At 63.0% G+C, this 15,588-nt stretch carries 14 protein-coding genes; 10 read left to right on the forward strand and 4 right to left on the reverse strand.

Features of this window, described 5'->3' with window-relative positions:
* Window positions 1–118 precede the first annotated feature (118 nt).
* A complete protein-coding gene (locus J3B00_RS23135; protein WP_209872525.1) occupies window positions 119–1,369 on the forward strand; it encodes a ribonucleotide-diphosphate reductase subunit beta in 1,251 nt (416 codons plus the stop codon).
* A gap of 276 nt (window positions 1,370–1,645) precedes the next feature.
* Here the strand turns inward: J3B00_RS23135 and J3B00_RS23140 are convergent, their stop codons facing one another.
* Window positions 1,646–2,422: a helix-turn-helix transcriptional regulator gene (locus J3B00_RS23140; RefSeq protein WP_209872528.1), complete on the reverse strand. Its 777-nt coding sequence runs from the start codon at window positions 2,420–2,422 to the stop codon at window positions 1,646–1,648.
* Between the two features lie 113 nt (window positions 2,423–2,535).
* On the opposite strand from J3B00_RS23140, the gene J3B00_RS23145 reads away from it, so the two are divergent.
* From J3B00_RS23145 to J3B00_RS23185, 9 genes are all read left to right on the forward strand, one after another.
* A complete protein-coding gene (locus tag J3B00_RS23145; protein ID WP_209875115.1) occupies window positions 2,536–3,426 on the forward strand; it encodes an EamA family transporter in 891 nt (296 codons plus the stop codon).
* Between the two features lie 275 nt (window positions 3,427–3,701).
* The gene (locus tag J3B00_RS23150; RefSeq protein WP_209872531.1) at window positions 3,702–4,940 is read left to right on the forward strand and encodes an OprD family porin; all 1,239 of its coding nucleotides are present in this window, start codon (window positions 3,702–3,704) and stop codon (window positions 4,938–4,940) included.
* A gap of 238 nt (window positions 4,941–5,178) precedes the next feature.
* Window positions 5,179–5,985: an NAD(P)-dependent oxidoreductase gene (locus J3B00_RS23155; protein WP_209872533.1), complete on the forward strand. Its 807-nt coding sequence runs from the start codon at window positions 5,179–5,181 to the stop codon at window positions 5,983–5,985.
* 26 nt (window positions 5,986–6,011) lie between these two features.
* Window positions 6,012–6,905 (forward strand): SMP-30/gluconolactonase/LRE family protein, encoded by an 894-nt coding sequence (locus J3B00_RS23160; RefSeq protein WP_209872537.1) that lies wholly within the window; start codon window positions 6,012–6,014, stop codon window positions 6,903–6,905.
* Window positions 6,906–6,961: 56 nt separating this feature from the next.
* Window positions 6,962–7,933, forward strand: coding sequence for a TRAP transporter substrate-binding protein (locus J3B00_RS23165; RefSeq protein WP_209872540.1), 972 nt, complete (start codon window positions 6,962–6,964; stop codon window positions 7,931–7,933).
* A 67-nt stretch (window positions 7,934–8,000) separates the two neighbouring features.
* On the forward strand, window positions 8,001–8,528 hold the full coding sequence (locus J3B00_RS23170; protein WP_209872543.1) for a TRAP transporter small permease: 528 nt from the start codon (window positions 8,001–8,003) through the stop codon (window positions 8,526–8,528).
* On the forward strand, window positions 8,529–9,809 hold the full coding sequence (locus J3B00_RS23175; RefSeq protein WP_209872546.1) for a TRAP transporter large permease: 1,281 nt from the start codon (window positions 8,529–8,531) through the stop codon (window positions 9,807–9,809). It abuts the gene before it with no gap.
* A 55-nt stretch (window positions 9,810–9,864) separates the two neighbouring features.
* Window positions 9,865–10,800: a DMT family transporter gene (locus J3B00_RS23180; RefSeq protein WP_209872549.1), complete on the forward strand. Its 936-nt coding sequence runs from the start codon at window positions 9,865–9,867 to the stop codon at window positions 10,798–10,800.
* A gap of 47 nt (window positions 10,801–10,847) precedes the next feature.
* A complete protein-coding gene (locus J3B00_RS23185; protein ID WP_209872552.1) occupies window positions 10,848–11,723 on the forward strand; it encodes an aldose 1-epimerase in 876 nt (291 codons plus the stop codon).
* A gap of 52 nt (window positions 11,724–11,775) precedes the next feature.
* Here the strand turns inward: J3B00_RS23185 and J3B00_RS23190 are convergent, their stop codons facing one another.
* The 3 genes from J3B00_RS23190 to J3B00_RS23200 form a co-directional block, all read right to left on the reverse strand.
* Window positions 11,776–12,675: a LysR family transcriptional regulator gene (locus tag J3B00_RS23190; protein ID WP_209872555.1), complete on the reverse strand. Its 900-nt coding sequence runs from the start codon at window positions 12,673–12,675 to the stop codon at window positions 11,776–11,778.
* An 85-nt stretch (window positions 12,676–12,760) separates the two neighbouring features.
* Window positions 12,761–14,794, reverse strand: coding sequence for a pyridoxamine 5'-phosphate oxidase family protein (locus J3B00_RS23195; RefSeq protein ID WP_209872558.1), 2,034 nt, complete (start codon window positions 14,792–14,794; stop codon window positions 12,761–12,763).
* A gap of 29 nt (window positions 14,795–14,823) precedes the next feature.
* Window positions 14,824–15,453, reverse strand: a complete 630-nt coding sequence (locus J3B00_RS23200) for a glutathione S-transferase (RefSeq protein WP_209872561.1) — start codon at window positions 15,451–15,453, stop codon at window positions 14,824–14,826.
* Between the last annotated feature and the right edge of the window lie 135 nt (window positions 15,454–15,588).

Consider the following 15,588-nt stretch of genomic DNA (forward strand, 5'->3'; position numbering starts at 1 on the left):
CCCGGACAGGGCCACTCCAGATTTGCGTGCACTGCACTACCCCAACGGGGCTAACGCACCGCAACCAAGATCCATCGGCCATACTTCATAGATGGCCCTCAAGCAGGAAAACCTCACCATGCTGAGCTGGGACGAATTCGATAAAGAAGACACCGAAGTTGCTGCCAAAAGCAGCAGCCCCGCGCAGGCCGCCGCTGCCGCCACGCTCGACAAGCTCGACAGTGCTGGCGGTGCCGCCGCCCTCGAAGCCCGTGCGGCCACTGCCAGCGACTCCGATGCCGTCAAGCGTGCCAAAGCGGCCCTGAACGACCTCGATATCGCTGAAGGCCTGGCTGAGCTCGAAGGCTCCGCCGCCCGCGTTGCCGTTGACGAAAAGCGCATGATCAACTGCCGCGCCGACCTCAACCAGCTGGTCCCGTTCAAGTACGACTGGGCCTGGCAGAAGTACCTCGACGGCTGTGCCAACCACTGGATGCCGCAAGAGGTCAACATGACCGCGGACATCGCCCTGTGGAAAGACCAGGACGGCCTGACCGATGACGAGCGCCGCATCGTCATGCGTAACCTCGGCTTCTTCTCGACTGCCGACTCGCTGGTTGCCAACAACCTGGCCCTGGCCGTGTACCGCCTGATCACCAACCCCGAGTGCCGCCAGTACATCCTGCGCCAGGCCTTCGAAGAGGCGATCCACACCCACGCCTACCAGTACTGCATCGAGTCGCTGGGCATGGATGAAGGCGAGATCTTCAACATGTACCACGAGATCCCGTCGGTCGCGAAAAAAGCCGCCTGGGGCCTGAAGTACACCCGCGCCATCTCCGACCCGGAATTCAACACCGGCACCCCAGAGACCGACAAAGAGCTGCTGCGCAACCTGATCGCCTACTACTGCGTTCTGGAAGGCATCTTCTTCTACTGCGGCTTTACCCAGATCCTGTCGATGGGCCGTCGCAACAAGATGACCGGCGTTGCCGAGCAGTTCCAGTACATCCTGCGTGACGAGTCGATGCACCTGAACTTCGGCATCGACGTGATCAACCAGATCAAGATCGAGAACCCGCACCTGTGGGACGCGGCGATGAAGGAAGAAGCGACCCAGATGATCCTGCAAGGGACCCAGCTGGAGATCGAATACGCGCGCGATACCATGCCCCGTGGCGTGCTGGGCATGAACGCGGCGATGATGGAGGACTACCTCAAGTTCATCGCTAACCGTCGCCTGACCCAGATTGGCTTGAAGGAAGAGTACCCAGGGACGAACAACCCGTTCCCGTGGATGAGCGAGATCATGGACTTGAAGAAAGAGAAGAACTTCTTTGAGACGCGTGTGATCGAGTATCAGACGGGTGGGGCGTTGAGCTGGGACTGATTGTCTGGCTCGAAACCGAAGAAGGCTGCCTGAATGGCAGCCTTTTTTTATGGGCGTTGGATGGATTGGCTCGTGGCAGCCGGTCACGGTTGTCGGCTGGGGGCTGGAAGGCATGCCTGGATTGTTCAATGAGCGATGTGACCGGCGGCTTGGCGCTGACCTTTGCACATGCGTTTGGCTTTAGCTCGCCGGGGCTGCTTTGCAGCCCTTTCGCGACACAAGGCCGCTCCTACAAGGGAGGTGTGGCGTTGCCGAGAGTGGCTTGTCGCCCCGGGGCTACGGGGCTGAAAAGTAGCGACTGGGGATCTCGCCAAGCGCACGTTTGAACACTGTCGAGAAAGCGCTTGGGCTGCTATAGCCAAGCTCCATCGCAACCCGCGTGACCGACTCGCCGTTGCCCAGTCGCACCACCGCCGCCAACAGGCACGCCTGCTGCCGCCATTCCAGAAAACTGATCCCGGTATGCAGGCGGAACTGGCGCGTAAAGGTGCGCCGGCTCATGCCAACGCGCTCAGCCATGGCGTCTATACCCACCTCCAGGCAGGGCGCCGCCAGAAACGCGCTGCAGGCCTGCGCAAGGCGCGGCTCGGCCGGTATGGGCGCATTCAGCGACTGTGCCGGCATCACGGCGATCTCATGCAGCAGCAGCCCCAGCAGATGCGCTTCGCGCCCGTTGGCCGGATACCGCGCGGGGAGCGCCACCGCCTGCTCAAGCAGTTGCCGGAGCAACGGCGACACAGCCAATACCTGGCAATGCCCAGGCAACCTCAAACGCTGCGCAGCGCGCGGGCACACATAGCCGTTGAGCATGGTCACCGGGCCGCGCATCTGCATGGCATGCGCACGCTGCGCGGGCACCCAGATGGCCCTGAGCGGCGGGACGGCCCAGCTGCCCGCTTCGGTTTCGACAGTGATGACGCCGCACGCCGCGTAGGCGAACTGGCCGCGGGCATGGCTGTGCATCGGGAAGTGATCGCCGTCGGCGTAATCCTTGCGGGTCACCAGCAGATCACCCGAGATTTCTGGGTAGCGCGTGCGGTCAGTATTGTGCATGGCCCGACTTTAAGGGTATTTGACCTTGAATTGAAAGCGGGCCAGGCGCCGGCGCGGCATATTTCACGCCCTTCACGGCGTCCCGCCGGAGCTTGAGGAAAGAGCGCCTGACCATGCAGAGAAAACATTTGATATTGGCCGTGCTGGTGACGGCGGTATGGGGCGTCAACTTCCCCATCACCAAACTCGGCCTGGCCAGCATCGATCCATTGTTGTTGACCGCTATACGCTTCACCCTGGCCGCCTTGCCGTGGGTCTTTCTGGTGAAGCGGCCAAATGTCGCCATGCAATGGGTGGCGGCCTATGGCCTGATTTTCGGGGTGGCCATGTGGGCGCTGATCAATCTGGGTATTGCCATGGGCGTACCGCCAGGCAGCGCTGCGCTACTCATTCAGTTCAGTGCGTTTTTCACCCTTGGCTGGGGCGTGCTGCTGTTTCGCGAACGCCTGACCGGGCCGCAGGTGCTCGGCATGGTGCTGGCGGCAATCGGCTTGGTGGGCATCCTGATGGGCAGCACAGGTCATGCAACGACGGTGGGCTTCCTGCTGGTGATGGTCAGCGCGCTGGCCTGGAGTGTCGGCAACGTCATCATCAAGCTGTCCAAGGTGAGGGAAATCTTTGCGTTCGTGGTTTGGGCCAGCTTGTTCGCGCCGATCCCGTTGTTGTTGCTGACCTGGTGGCTGCATGGGGCGACGCCATTTATCGCGCTGCCCTCGCAAGTGGATGGCGTAGCAATACTGTCGCTAGCATTCCAAGTGTATGCGGCGACCCATTTCTGCTATTGGGGCTGGAACCTGTTGCTACGCGAGTATCCAGCATCGCAAGTGGCGCCGTTGTCACTGTTGATTCCTGTGTTTGGCACGGTGAGTTCGATAGCAATCGTCGAACAGACGCCAAGTGATTGGGACTGGCTATGCATGGGGCTGATTCTATCGGCATTGGCAGTAGGCATGCTCAAACGGCGGGCTGCCCCATCCCACACATACGGGCCTCAAATGCGTTGACAAGCATTTTGCCACTTGTTAATAATTCGCCAAGGTCGTACGACAACACACAACAAAAACAACAATTCGTGAGTCCCCCATGACGACAGCCCTCTCGCGTCACCCCCGCCCGCTCGATACCTACAGCTCATCGTACAAACCCGTGGCCACCTAGGTCGCTGCTGACCGCGTTCACCCCTCGGCCTTGCCAGGCCACCTCTGCAACCGCCACTGCCGCTGGCCGCTTGTCCGCGCCCGGCATACGGATAGCTACACCCTTAGGGAGCACAACAATAATGAAAATCCGCCAATCCATCCCCTTCGCCTTGCTCGGCGCGACCGCTCTTGGCGCGCTGCCGCAAGCCGGTCTTGCCGCTGGTTTCATGGAAGACGCCAAGGCCACGCTGGGCCTGCGCAACTTCTACATCAACCGCAACTTCGTCGACCCGAGCAACCCGCAGAGCAAGGCCGAGGAATGGACCCAGAGCTTCATTCTTGACGCTCGCTCAGGCTTTACCGAAGGGCCAATCGGTTTTGGCGTGGACGTGCTGGGGCTGTATTCGGTCAAGCTCGATGGTGGTGGCGGTACCTATGGCACGGCACTGCTGCCGCGCCACGATGATGGCCGGCCGGCGGATAACTTTGGACGCTTGGCGGTCGCCGGCAAGGCGCGGATCTCGAAGACCGAGCTGAAGATCGGTGAATGGATGCCGGTGCTGCCGATCCTGCGTTCGGACGATGGTCGCTCGCTGCCGCAAACCTTGCGCGGTGGCCAGGTGACGTCCAACGAAATCGCCGGGCTGACCCTCTACGGCGGCCAGTTCCGCGCCAACAGCCCGCGTAATGACGCGAGCATGGAGGACATGGGCTACGGCGGCGCCCTGTCGGATCGCTTCAACTTCGTCGGCGGCGAATACAAGTTCAACCAGGACCGGACCCTGGTCGGCCTGTGGAATGCGGTGCTCAAGGACGTCTACCAGCAGCAGTACCTGCAGGTCAGCCACAGCCAGCCGGTCGGCAGCTGGACGCTGGGCGCCAACCTCGGCTACTTCCAGGGCGAGGAAGACGGCTCGGAGCGGGCCGGCAAGCTGGACAACAAGACCTACTCGGGGATGTTCTCGGCCAAATACGGCGGAAACACCTTCTGGGTCGGGCTGCAGAAGGTCAGCGGCGACACCTGGATGCGGGTCAACGGCACCAGCGGCGGCACGCTGGCCAACGACAGCTACAACGCCAGTTTCGACAACGCCAACGAGCGCTCGTGGCAGGTACGCCATGACTTCAACTTCGTCACCGTGGGCGTACCGGGGCTGACCCTGATGAACCGCTATATCAGCGGCCGCGAGGTGCACAGTGGCGTGGTTACCGATGGCAAGGAATGGGTGCGTGAGTCGGAGTTGGCCTATGTGATTCAGAGTGGGACGTTCAAGGACCTGAGCGTCAAATGGCGCAACTCGACGATTCGCCGGGATTTCAGCAACAACGAGTTTGATGAGAATCGGTTGATCTTCAACTATCCGCTTTCGATCTTGTAACCACGGCGGCTGTGCCGGCCTCTTTGCGGGGCAAGCCCGCTCCTACAGGTGGAGTGCTGTTCTAGAGACCTGCGCGCAACCTGTAGGAGCGGGCTTGCCCCGCGAAGAGGCCGGCACTGACCGCACACGGCTCAGCGGCTAAAAACCACATACAGAGCATTGACAAGGGCGGGAATCCCTACCGATAATCCAGCAAAGTCATACGACAACCTACAACAAAACACAATACGAGCTTGCCATGACTCCCACACCGTTCAAGCGCCTGCTGCTCACTGGAGCCGCAGGCGGCCTCGGCCAAGTGCTTCGCGAACGCCTCAAGGGTTACGCCGAAGTGCTGCGCCTCTCCGATATCGCGGCAATGGCCCCCGCCACTGGCGCGCATGAAGAAATCGTCGAATGCGACCTGGCCGACAAAGCCGCGGTGCATCAGTTGGTCGAAGGCGTCGACGCTATTTGCCACTTTGGCGGCGTGTCCGTCGAACGCCCCTTCGAAGAAATCCTCGGCCCGAATATCTGCGGTGTATTCCACCTCTATGAGGCGGCGCGCAAGCACGGGGTCAAGCGGATCATCTTCGCCAGTTCCAACCACACCATCGGCTTCTACCAGCAGGACGAGCGCATCGACGCCCATGCCCTGCGCCGCCCCGACGGCTACTACGGCCTGTCCAAATGCTATGGCGAAGACGTCGCCAGCTTCTACTTCGACCGCTACGGCATCGAGACCGTGAGCATCCGCATCGGCTCGTCGTTCCCTGAACCGCAGAACCGCCGCATGCTCAGCACCTGGCTCAGCTATGACGACCTGACCCAGCTGATCGAACGCGGGCTGTTCACCCCAGATGTCGGCCACACGGTGGTCTACGGCGCCTCTGCCAACCGCGATGTGTGGTGGGACAACCGCGACGCCGCGCACCTGAACTACCAGCCGAAAGACTCCTCCGAAGTGTTCCGCGCCAAGGTCGAAGCGCAGCCAGCGCCAGCGGCCGACGATCCCTCGATGGTCTATCACGGCGGCGCCTTCGTCGCTGCCGGGCCATTCGACTGATCCACGACCGCTAAGGAAGCCGGCCCATGACGCACTGCGAACTGCTCGTTGACGCGCGCAACGCCACCGGAGAAAGCCCGGTCTGGCACACCACTGAACAGGCCTTGTATTGGGTCGACATACCCGCCGGCCAACTGCACCGCTGGCGCGCAAGCGATGGTGCGCATGACCGCTGGCAAGCCGACGAGATGCTCGCCTGCATCGCCCGCTGCGCCAGCCCCGACCGTGGCTGGATCGCCGGTATGCAGAGCGGCCTCTTCCACCTGACGGTCAACGCCCAGGGCGGGCTCGACAGCCGCCTGGTCAGCCCGGTCGAACATGCCCGCGACGGCATGCGTTTCAACGACGGGCGCTGCGACCGGCAAGGGCGTTTCTGGGCCGGAACCATGCTGATGGACATGCAGCAAGGCGCCCGCGTCGGTGCGCTGTATCGGCATGACGGCGAAGGCCAGGCGCTGCGCCTGCAACTGGACACGATGATCGTGCCCAACGGCCTGGCCTTCAGCCCCGACGGCACGCGCATGTACCTCTCCGACTCACACCCGGACGTGCAGACCATCTGGGTCTTCGATTACGACATTGACAGCGGCACGCCGCACAACCAGCGGCTGTTCGTTGACATGCGGGCATTCCCCGGACGCCCCGACGGCGCCGCGATCGATGCCGACGGCGGCTACTGGATCTGCGGCAACGACGCTGGCCTGGTGCACCGCTTCACGCCTGACGGCCGGCTCGACCGCTCGCTCAGCGTGCCGGTGAAAAAGCCGGCGATGTGCGCCTTCGGCGGCGCCGGCATGGACACTCTGTTCGTCACTTCGATTCGCCCCGCGGGCGACCTCGCCGACCAGCCGTTGGCCGGCGGCGTGTTTGCCCTCAACCCGGGCGTCAAAGGCTTGGAGGAGCCGACCTACCGGGGCTGAGCCCAGCACTGCCATACACGAGCGAAACCACATAATAACAACACCGGAGTTTCATCATGATCTTCAAACGCAAGCTACTCCTTGCCGTACTTCCGTTCGCCTTCAGCCTCTCTGGCACGGCGTCTGCGCTGGACATCAAGTTCGCTGAAATCCACCCGGCCGGCTACCCCACCGTGGTCGCCGAACAGAACATGGGCAAGAAGCTCGAAGCCGCCAGCAATGGCGAGATCACCTTCAAGATGTTCGCCGGTGGCGTGCTCGGCTCGGAGAAGGAAGTGATCGAGCAGGCGCAGATCGGTGCAGTGCAGATGACCCGCGTCAGCCTCGGCATCGTCGGCCCGGTGGTACCCGATGTGAACGTGTTCAACATGCCGTTCGTGTTCCGCGATCACGAGCACATGCGCAAGATCATCGATGGCGAGATCGGCCAGGAAATTCTCGACAAGATCACCAACTCCGAATTCAACCTGGTCGCCCTGGCCTGGATGGATGGCGGCACGCGCAGCCTCTACACCAAGAAGCCGGTGCGCAAGATCGAAGACCTCAAGGGCATGAAGATTCGCGTACAGGGCAACCCGCTGTTCATCGACATGATGAACGCCATGGGCGGCAACGGCATCGCCATGGACACCGGCGAGATCTTCAGCGCCCTGCAGACCGGGGTGATCGACGGTGCCGAGAACAACCCGCCGACCCTGCTCGAACACAACCATTTCCAGAGCGCCAAGTACTTCACCCTGACCGGCCACCTGATCCTGCCGGAGCCGGTGGTGATGTCCAAGACCACCTGGGACAAGCTCACCCCTGAGCAGCAGACCCTGGTGAAGAAGGTCGCTCGCGAAGCGCAGATGGAAGAGCGCGCGCTGTGGGACGCCAAGTCGGCTGCCAGTGAAGAAAAACTCAAGGCCGCCGGCGTCGAGTTCATCGAGGTCGACAAGAAGCCGTTCTACGACGCCACTGCGCCGGTCCGCGAGAAATACGGTGCGCAATACGCCGACCTGATGAAGCGAATCGCCGACGTTCAGTAACCCCGGCCCCGTTCCCAGATGACTCCCGCAGTGTGGCACTCGCCACCCTGCGGCTTCGGTGATGCCTATGAAAAACCAGTTTCTGCGTCTGAACGACGCCTTGTACAAGTGCTGCATCTGGGTTGCGGGTCTGTCGATCCTGACCATGACGCTGATCATTCCCTGGGGCATCTTCGCCCGTTATGTGCTCGGCACCGGCTCCAGCTGGCCGGAGCCGGTGGCGATCCTGCTGATGGTGGTGTTTGCCTTCATCGGCGCCGCCGCCAGCTACCGGGCCGGTGCGCACATGGCAGTGGCGATGGTCACCGACCGCCTGCCGCCGGCACAACGCAAGGCTGCGTCGCTACTGGTGCAGGTACTGATGCTGTTGGTCTGCGTGTTCATGACCTACTACGGCTTCAAGCTGTGCATGACCACCTGGAAGCAGTTTCTCGCCACCCTGCCGTCGGTGCGGGTCGGCATGACCTACGCGCCGATTCCGATTGGCGGCGCGATCACCCTGATGTTCGTCGTGGAGAAACTCCTCTTCGGTGACCAGAGCCACCGCCAGGTGATGCGCTTCGACGTGGTCGAAGAAAACGAAGGAGCGGCATAAATGGATGCGTTCATTCTGTTGGGCAGTTTCATCGCGCTGATCCTGATCGGCATGCCGGTAGCCTACGCATTGGGCCTGGCTGCATTGATCGGTGCCTGGTGGATCGACATCCCGCTGCAGGCGATGATGATTCAGGTCGCCAGTGGGGTTAACAAGTTCTCGCTGCTGGCGATTCCGTTCTTCGTGCTGGCGGGCGCGATCATGGCCGAAGGCGGCATGTCACGCCGGCTGGTGGCCTTCGCCGGGGTGCTGGTCGGCTTCGTGCGCGGCGGCCTGTCGCTGGTCAACATCACCGCATCGACCTTCTTTGGGGCGATCTCGGGCTCTTCGGTGGCCGATACCGCTTCGGTCGGTTCGGTGCTGATCCCGGAAATGGAGCGCAAAGGCTACCCGCGCGAGTTTTCCACGGCGGTGACCGTCAGTGGTTCGGTGCAGGCGCTGCTGACGCCGCCTAGCCACAACTCGGTGCTCTACTCGCTGGCGGCCGGCGGTACCGTGTCGATTGCCTCGCTGTTCATGGCCGGGGTAATGCCTGGGTTGCTGATGAGCGCGATGCTGATGGGCCTGTGCCTGATCTTCGCCAAGAAGCGCAACTACCCCAAGGGCGAAGTGATCCCGCTGCGCCAGGCGCTGAAAATTGCCGGTGAAGCACTGTGGGGCCTGATGGCCATGGTGATCATCCTCGGCGGCATTCTGTCCGGGGTGTTCACCGCCACCGAGTCGGCGGCGATCGCGGTGGTCTGGTCGTTCTTCGTGACCATGTTCATCTACCGCGACTACAAATGGCGCGACCTGCCGAAACTGATGCATCGCACGGTGCGGACCATTTCCATCGTGATGATCCTGATCGGCTTTGCCGCCAGTTTCGGCTATGTCATGACGCTGATGCAGATCCCGGCGAAGATCACCACGATGTTCCTGACCCTGTCGGACAACCGTTACGTGATCCTGATGTGCATCAACTTCATGCTCTTGCTGCTGGGCACGGTGATGGACATGGCGCCGCTGATCCTGATTCTTACGCCGATCCTGCTGCCGGTGATCGTTGGTATCGGCGTCGACCCGGTGCAGTTCGGCATGATCATGCTGGTCAACCTCGGTATCGGCCTGATCACGCCACCGGTGGGCGCGGTGCTGTTTGTCGGTTCGGCAATCGGCAAGGTCAGCATCGAGTCCACGGTCAAGGCGCTGCTGCCGTTCTACGCGGCGCTGTTCCTGGTGCTGATAGCCGTGACCTACATCCCGGCAATTTCGCTATGGCTGCCTAGCGTGGTGCTGTAACTGCCTCAGGCGGGCCCGCGCGGCCCGCCCTCCCTTTGCAAATGGATTTGTGCACATGGCTGTCCCTTCTGCTTTGAGCCCTAGCGTCTCAACCCTCTTCCCGCGCAAGCTGGCGGTCGCCCTGTTGGCGCTGCTGGCGTGCGCGTTTGCCGGCAACCACATCGCCGCGCGGATCGCCTTCGATAACGACACCGGGGTTTTATTGGCGATCCTCTGTCGCTCCGGCATCACCCTGTTGGCACTGGCTGCGCTGGTGCTGTGGCAGCGCCAGCCGCTGGGCCTGCCTGCCGGCTCACGCCGCTGGCAATTGCTGCTGGGCCTGCTGATTGCCACGCAGAGCCTGTGTCTGTACTCGGCAGTGGCGAGGATTCCGGTGGCGTTGGCGCTGCTGGTCGGCAATACCTTCCCGATCCTGCTGGCGTTGCTCAGCTGGGCCCTCGGCGGGCCGCGACCGACGCGGCGCACGGTGCTGCTGATGGGGCTGATCCTGATCGGCCTGGTGCTGGCGCTGGATGTGCCGTCGCGGCTGGCCGACAGCGGCGAGTCCAACCCCGACTGGACCCTCGGCGTGAGCCTGGCGTTCTGCGCCGCCTGTGTGTTTGCCTGCGCGCTGTGGATCACCGATCACAAGCTGGCTGGGGTACGCGGGCCGGTGCGCAGCCTGCTGACCTTGCTGATCGTGTTCAGCAGCATGCTGGTCGCAGGCGCCGGCGGCCTGGTGCCCGGCGGGCTGTCGCTGCCCGGCAGCAGCACCGGCTGGATCGCCCTGGCGAGCCTGGTGGTGCTGTATGGCGTGGCGTTTACCTTGCTGTTTGTCTGCGTACCGCGGCTGAACATGGCACAGAACGCGCCGGTGATGAACGTCGAACCGATCGCTACCTTGCTGCTGGGCTGGGCATTGCTCAATCAACAGCTGAGTACCCTGCAACTGCTCGGCGGCGCCGTGGTGGTGTGCGGGATCGTGCTGCTGACCTACCGTCGGTCGGCCTGAGCGGCCTGCGCTGGCAGTCGCAAATCCACGTGTAAAGGAAGCTCTGGATGTCCCCGCACGAAGTGCATCTTGAAGACCGCCTGACCCGCTTGAGCCTGGCGCCAAGCGTCGGTGGCAGTCTGGTCAACTGGCAGGTGAAGAAAACTGGCCAACCGCTGCTGCGCCACAGCGACGCCGCCGCGCTGGCGTCCGGCTCGCCACGCCGGCTCGGCTGCTATCCACTGGCACCGTGGTCGAACCGCATTGCCGAGGGCGGTTTCGAGCGCCCTGATGGTTGGCTGGCGTTGCCGCCCAATACCGACAACAGCCCCTACGCCATCCATGGCAGCGCTTGGCAACAGCCGTGGCGGGTGAGCCATCAAGGTAGCGACCATGCCTGCCTGACCCTCGAAAGTCGCCTGCCGTTTGCCTACCGGGCAACACTCCACGTGAGCCTGGATGAGGGCTGCCTGAGCCTTGATCTGCAGGTGACGCACCTTGACCTGCGGCCGACCTGGCATGGGTTGGGGTTGCATCCGTACTTCCCGCGCCATGACGATACCCAGTTGCTGGCACCGGCGCGCCAAGTGTGGCTGGGCGAGGCTGACACGCTGCCGTCGCGGCAGGAGGAGATCCCTGAAGACTGGCGCTTCGAGACCTTGAGCGCACTGCCACAGCGGGTGGTCGATCACGCTTTCTCGGGGTGGCAGGGGGCGTGCACGATCGTCCAGCCCAGCGCGGGCTATCAGTTGCAGTGCAGCGCCAGCGGCACCGATCACTACCTGCTGTTCTGCCCACAGGACCAGGGATTTTTCTGCTTTGAGCCGGTAAGCCATCCGATCAACGCCCATCATCTGCCCGGGCGGCCGGGGTTACGTTTGCTGAGCCAGGGCGAGCATGTCAGCCTGGGGTTCAGAATGGCCTACCAGCCGCTGAGTCGCTAGGGGGTTGGCACCCTGCCCAGGCAACCCCATCGTGGTCTTACCCCGAAGCTGATCAATTCAGATACTGGTGCGCGCGTAGATGTTCCACCAGCCGGTCGATGAACACCCGTACCTTGGCCGAGCCGTACTTGCTCTCGCGATGCACCACGTGAATCGGCCAAGGCGCCTCCTCATACGCGTCAAGCACCACCTGCAAACGCCCCGCCGCCAGCTCATCCGCCACCTGGTACGACAGCAAGCGGGCGATCCCCAGCCCAGCACTTGCGGCAACGATCGCGGCGTCATTGCTGGTCACGGTCAGGCGTGGCTTGATGCGGACCTGGAGCGGTGCCTGGGCCGGCCCGAACTTCCAGTCCAGTTGCGGTGACACGCCACTGGCGGCGATCACGGTATGCGCGGACAGCGCCTGCGGATGCTGCGGCAGGCCATGCTGCGCCAGGTACGCTGGCGAAGCACACAGCAGCCGGCGCACCTGACCGACACGCACGGCCTTGAGCCCCGAATCCGGCAATGGGCCGATACGCACCGCGACGTCCATGCCCTCCTCCACCAGGTTGACCACCCGATCGAGGAAGTACGCCGCTACATCCACTTCGGGGTATGCCTGCAGGTAGTCGACAATGCAGGGCATGACAAAGACCTTGCCAAACAGCAAGGGCGCGGTGACCGAGAGGTTGCCCTTTGGTGCGGCATTGATGCCTGCAGCTGCGGCGTTGGCCTCGTGAAGCGCGGCGAGAATGTTGCGGCTGTCTTCCAGATAGCGGCTGCCGGCGTCGGTCAGGCGCACGCTGCGGGTGGTGCGCAGCAGCAGCTTGACGCCGAGGCTTGCCTCGAGCGTGACCACCGCGCGAGTAACTGCAGCGGGCGAGATATCCAGACGCCGCGCGGCACCGGCGAAACTCTCCAGCTCAGCGACGGCTACCAACACCTTCATCAGGTGGATCTGATCCATTGCGCGCCCCTCTCCTGTCATGGACGATTATTCGTGGGGCGGGGCCATGGTCACAAGGGAAAATTAGCGACGCAGACATCAATGTCTACAAGTCCAGCACCAGCGCTTGCGATCCATCTGCCACCGCCGGCACCGCACAACAGATCAACACCGTGCCAGGCTCAGGCAACTCCGCCGGCGGATTGGGATAATGCACCTGGCCGCTGACCAAGCGCGTCTTGCAGGTGCCACACGAACCGCCCCGACAGCTGAACTCCGGCGTCAAGCCGCGACGCTCGGCCAGCTCCAGCAAGCTGCCACTGCCAGGCTGCCAGCGCGCCTCCTTGGCCGAGCCTGCGAAAAACACCGGTACCGACTCAGTGGCCGCTGGCGGCTGCACCTGCACCGCCGGTTCTCCGTCGCCATGCCGGCGCAGGGTCGATGGGCCAAAGGCTTCGGCATGAATGCGCGTATCCGCCACCCGCAGCGCACGCAGCCCTTCATAGATGTCCTGGGTAAAGCTGGCCGGCCCGCACACATAAAAATCGTAGTCGTCCAGCATCAGCCGGGCCTTGATCTGCTCGATACCCAGCCGCCCGGCAAGCTCGTAATCGCGTCCTGGCACGGCGTCAGCTTCCGGCAGGCTCACGGCGCGATGCACTTGCAAGCGTCCCCCTGCCGCGTGACGCAAGGTCGCCAGCTCCTGCTGAAACGGCAGGTCAGCCAGGCTGCGCGCGCCCTGAAACAGATGGATCTGCCGGCCCTGGTCCAGCGCCAGCTGCTCGCGCAACATCGCCATCAATGGCGTGATGCCCACTCCCGCCGCAATCAGTACCAGCGGCCGCGGGCTGCTGCTGTCAAGGACGAAGCTGCCCATCGGCGCGCGGACCTCCAGCATGTCGCCCACCTCGACCCGCTCATGCAGATAACGCGACACCGCTCCCTGGGCCTTGACGCTGATCCGCAAGTAGCCGTCAGACGGTGCGCTGGACACGCTGTAAGTGCGGATTAGCGGCGGCCCTTGGTCAAGCTGGACGCGCATGGGAAGGTGCTGCCCGGCGGTAAACGGCAGCGGCGTGTCACTGGGCGGCTGCAGGTAGTAGGAGCGGATATCACGGCTCTCCTGCTCGACCCGCGCTACCCGCCAGGCCAGCCAGCGCGCCTTGTGCTCACCCAGCTCAAGCTGCTGCTGTGCTTCTGCCCAAGTGCCGGTCATCAGGCTGGTGGGGGCATAACCACCGAACGCCCAACGCAGGGATATAGCCGCCGGGCGCCAGACCACCTGCTCGACCTCCAAGGCCCACAACCGCTCAGCGCCCGCGAACGCCGTGATCGTCGGGCTGTCCAGGATGAGCTCGGTTCGCCCTGACAGCTGCAGCACATTGCCACTGGCAAAATCAACGAACAGCAGCCCCGCCAGCGGGTTCACCAGCAGATTGCCGAGGGTGTTGAAATGCAGGTTGCCAGCGTAATCGGGGATGGTCAGACGGTTACCCTCGACCTTGACGAAGCCTGCACGACCGCCGCGGTGCGAGACATCCACAGAGCGCAGCCCATCGTCGTAGTCGACGAAGCTTGCCACGAAAAAGGTGTCAGCCGCTTCGATCATCGCCATCGCCCGAGGGTCCAGCGTGGGCGAATCCTCGCGCGGCTGTGGGGGTTCGTCTACGCGCTGATAGTCACGCAGTTGAATGTACTGCGGACAGTTGCCGAACGCCTGCTCCACCTGCACCTGCAGTTGCCCCTCGGTGGCGGCCTGAATCAGGCCGTTGATGCGATTACGCCGGCGCGTGTGCAGTTCGATACCGAGCAGGCCGATGGCCTGACCCGCCGGCAAGCCTGCGGCTGCCGGATCGTCGTCTGGCACGGGGCTGTCGATCAGCAAGCTGCGCGAATCGGGCGAGCTGACGAAGCCTTCAGGCCCTTCGATCAAGGTTGCCCAAGGCCTGCCCTGTTCATCGACCGCGCCCGCCACCATGAACGGCAACTGCTGGTAGAAGTCGCGGTGCTGGTCAGGCATGTAATCGCGGATGACTTTCTGCCCGAATGCCTCCATGCGTTGGGCAACGCCAGCCTGTTCCTGGAGCGTCTTCTCGCCGGCGTGCCAAGGCGAAGTGCGGTGTCTGGGGATCGGCTGCATGATGCACTCCTCTCGGGCAGTGGACAGGATCAGGGGGCGGCGTGCAGGCCGGCGGTGGTGTGCGGCATGCCGACAAAGCCGGGCAGCGCTTCGATGCGCGCCAGCCACGCCTGGACATGGGCGTACGCCTCCAGCGAAACATTGCCCTCGGGGGCGTGGGCTATGTAGGAGTAGTTGGCGACATCGGCGATGGTCGGCGTATCTCCGACGAGGAACGTCGACTTGGCCAACTCGCTGTCCATCAGTGCCAGCAGGGTGTGAGCGCGGGCAATGACTTCTTCGCTGTTGAACGAAGCGCCGAACACGGTCACCAGGCGCGCAGCGGCCGGGCCATAGGCGAGCGGCCCTGCCGCGACCGACAGCCAGCGCTGAACGTGGGCCGCGGGCACGGGAGCTTCGGGCAGCCAGCGACCTTCATCATAGGTTTTCGCCAGGTAGACAAGGATGGCATTGGAGTCGGCCAGGATGACGCCGTTGTCATCGATCACCGGCACCTGGCCGAAGGGGTTGAGGGCAAGAAAATCAGGTTGTTTATGTGCGCCCTTGGCCAAGTCAACGAAGACCAGCTCAGTCGGCAGCTGGAGCAAAGAGAGCATCAATTCGATGCGGTGGGCGTGGCCGGATTTGGGGAAGTTGTACAGCTTGATCGGGGTAGGCATGGCGTGTACTCCACTCTGTGTACGTGTGGAGTACAGACTGAACCTGTTTGCTTGGCAGTAGAATCAGCGCCAGAAGCAATCCATAATTTCGCCAATCGAAATAATATCGCCATCGCTCGGATGAGTGAGGCAGCG

Source organism: Pseudomonas sp. BP8, assembly GCF_017875955.1.
Classification (GTDB): Bacteria; Pseudomonadota; Gammaproteobacteria; order Pseudomonadales; family Pseudomonadaceae; genus Aquipseudomonas.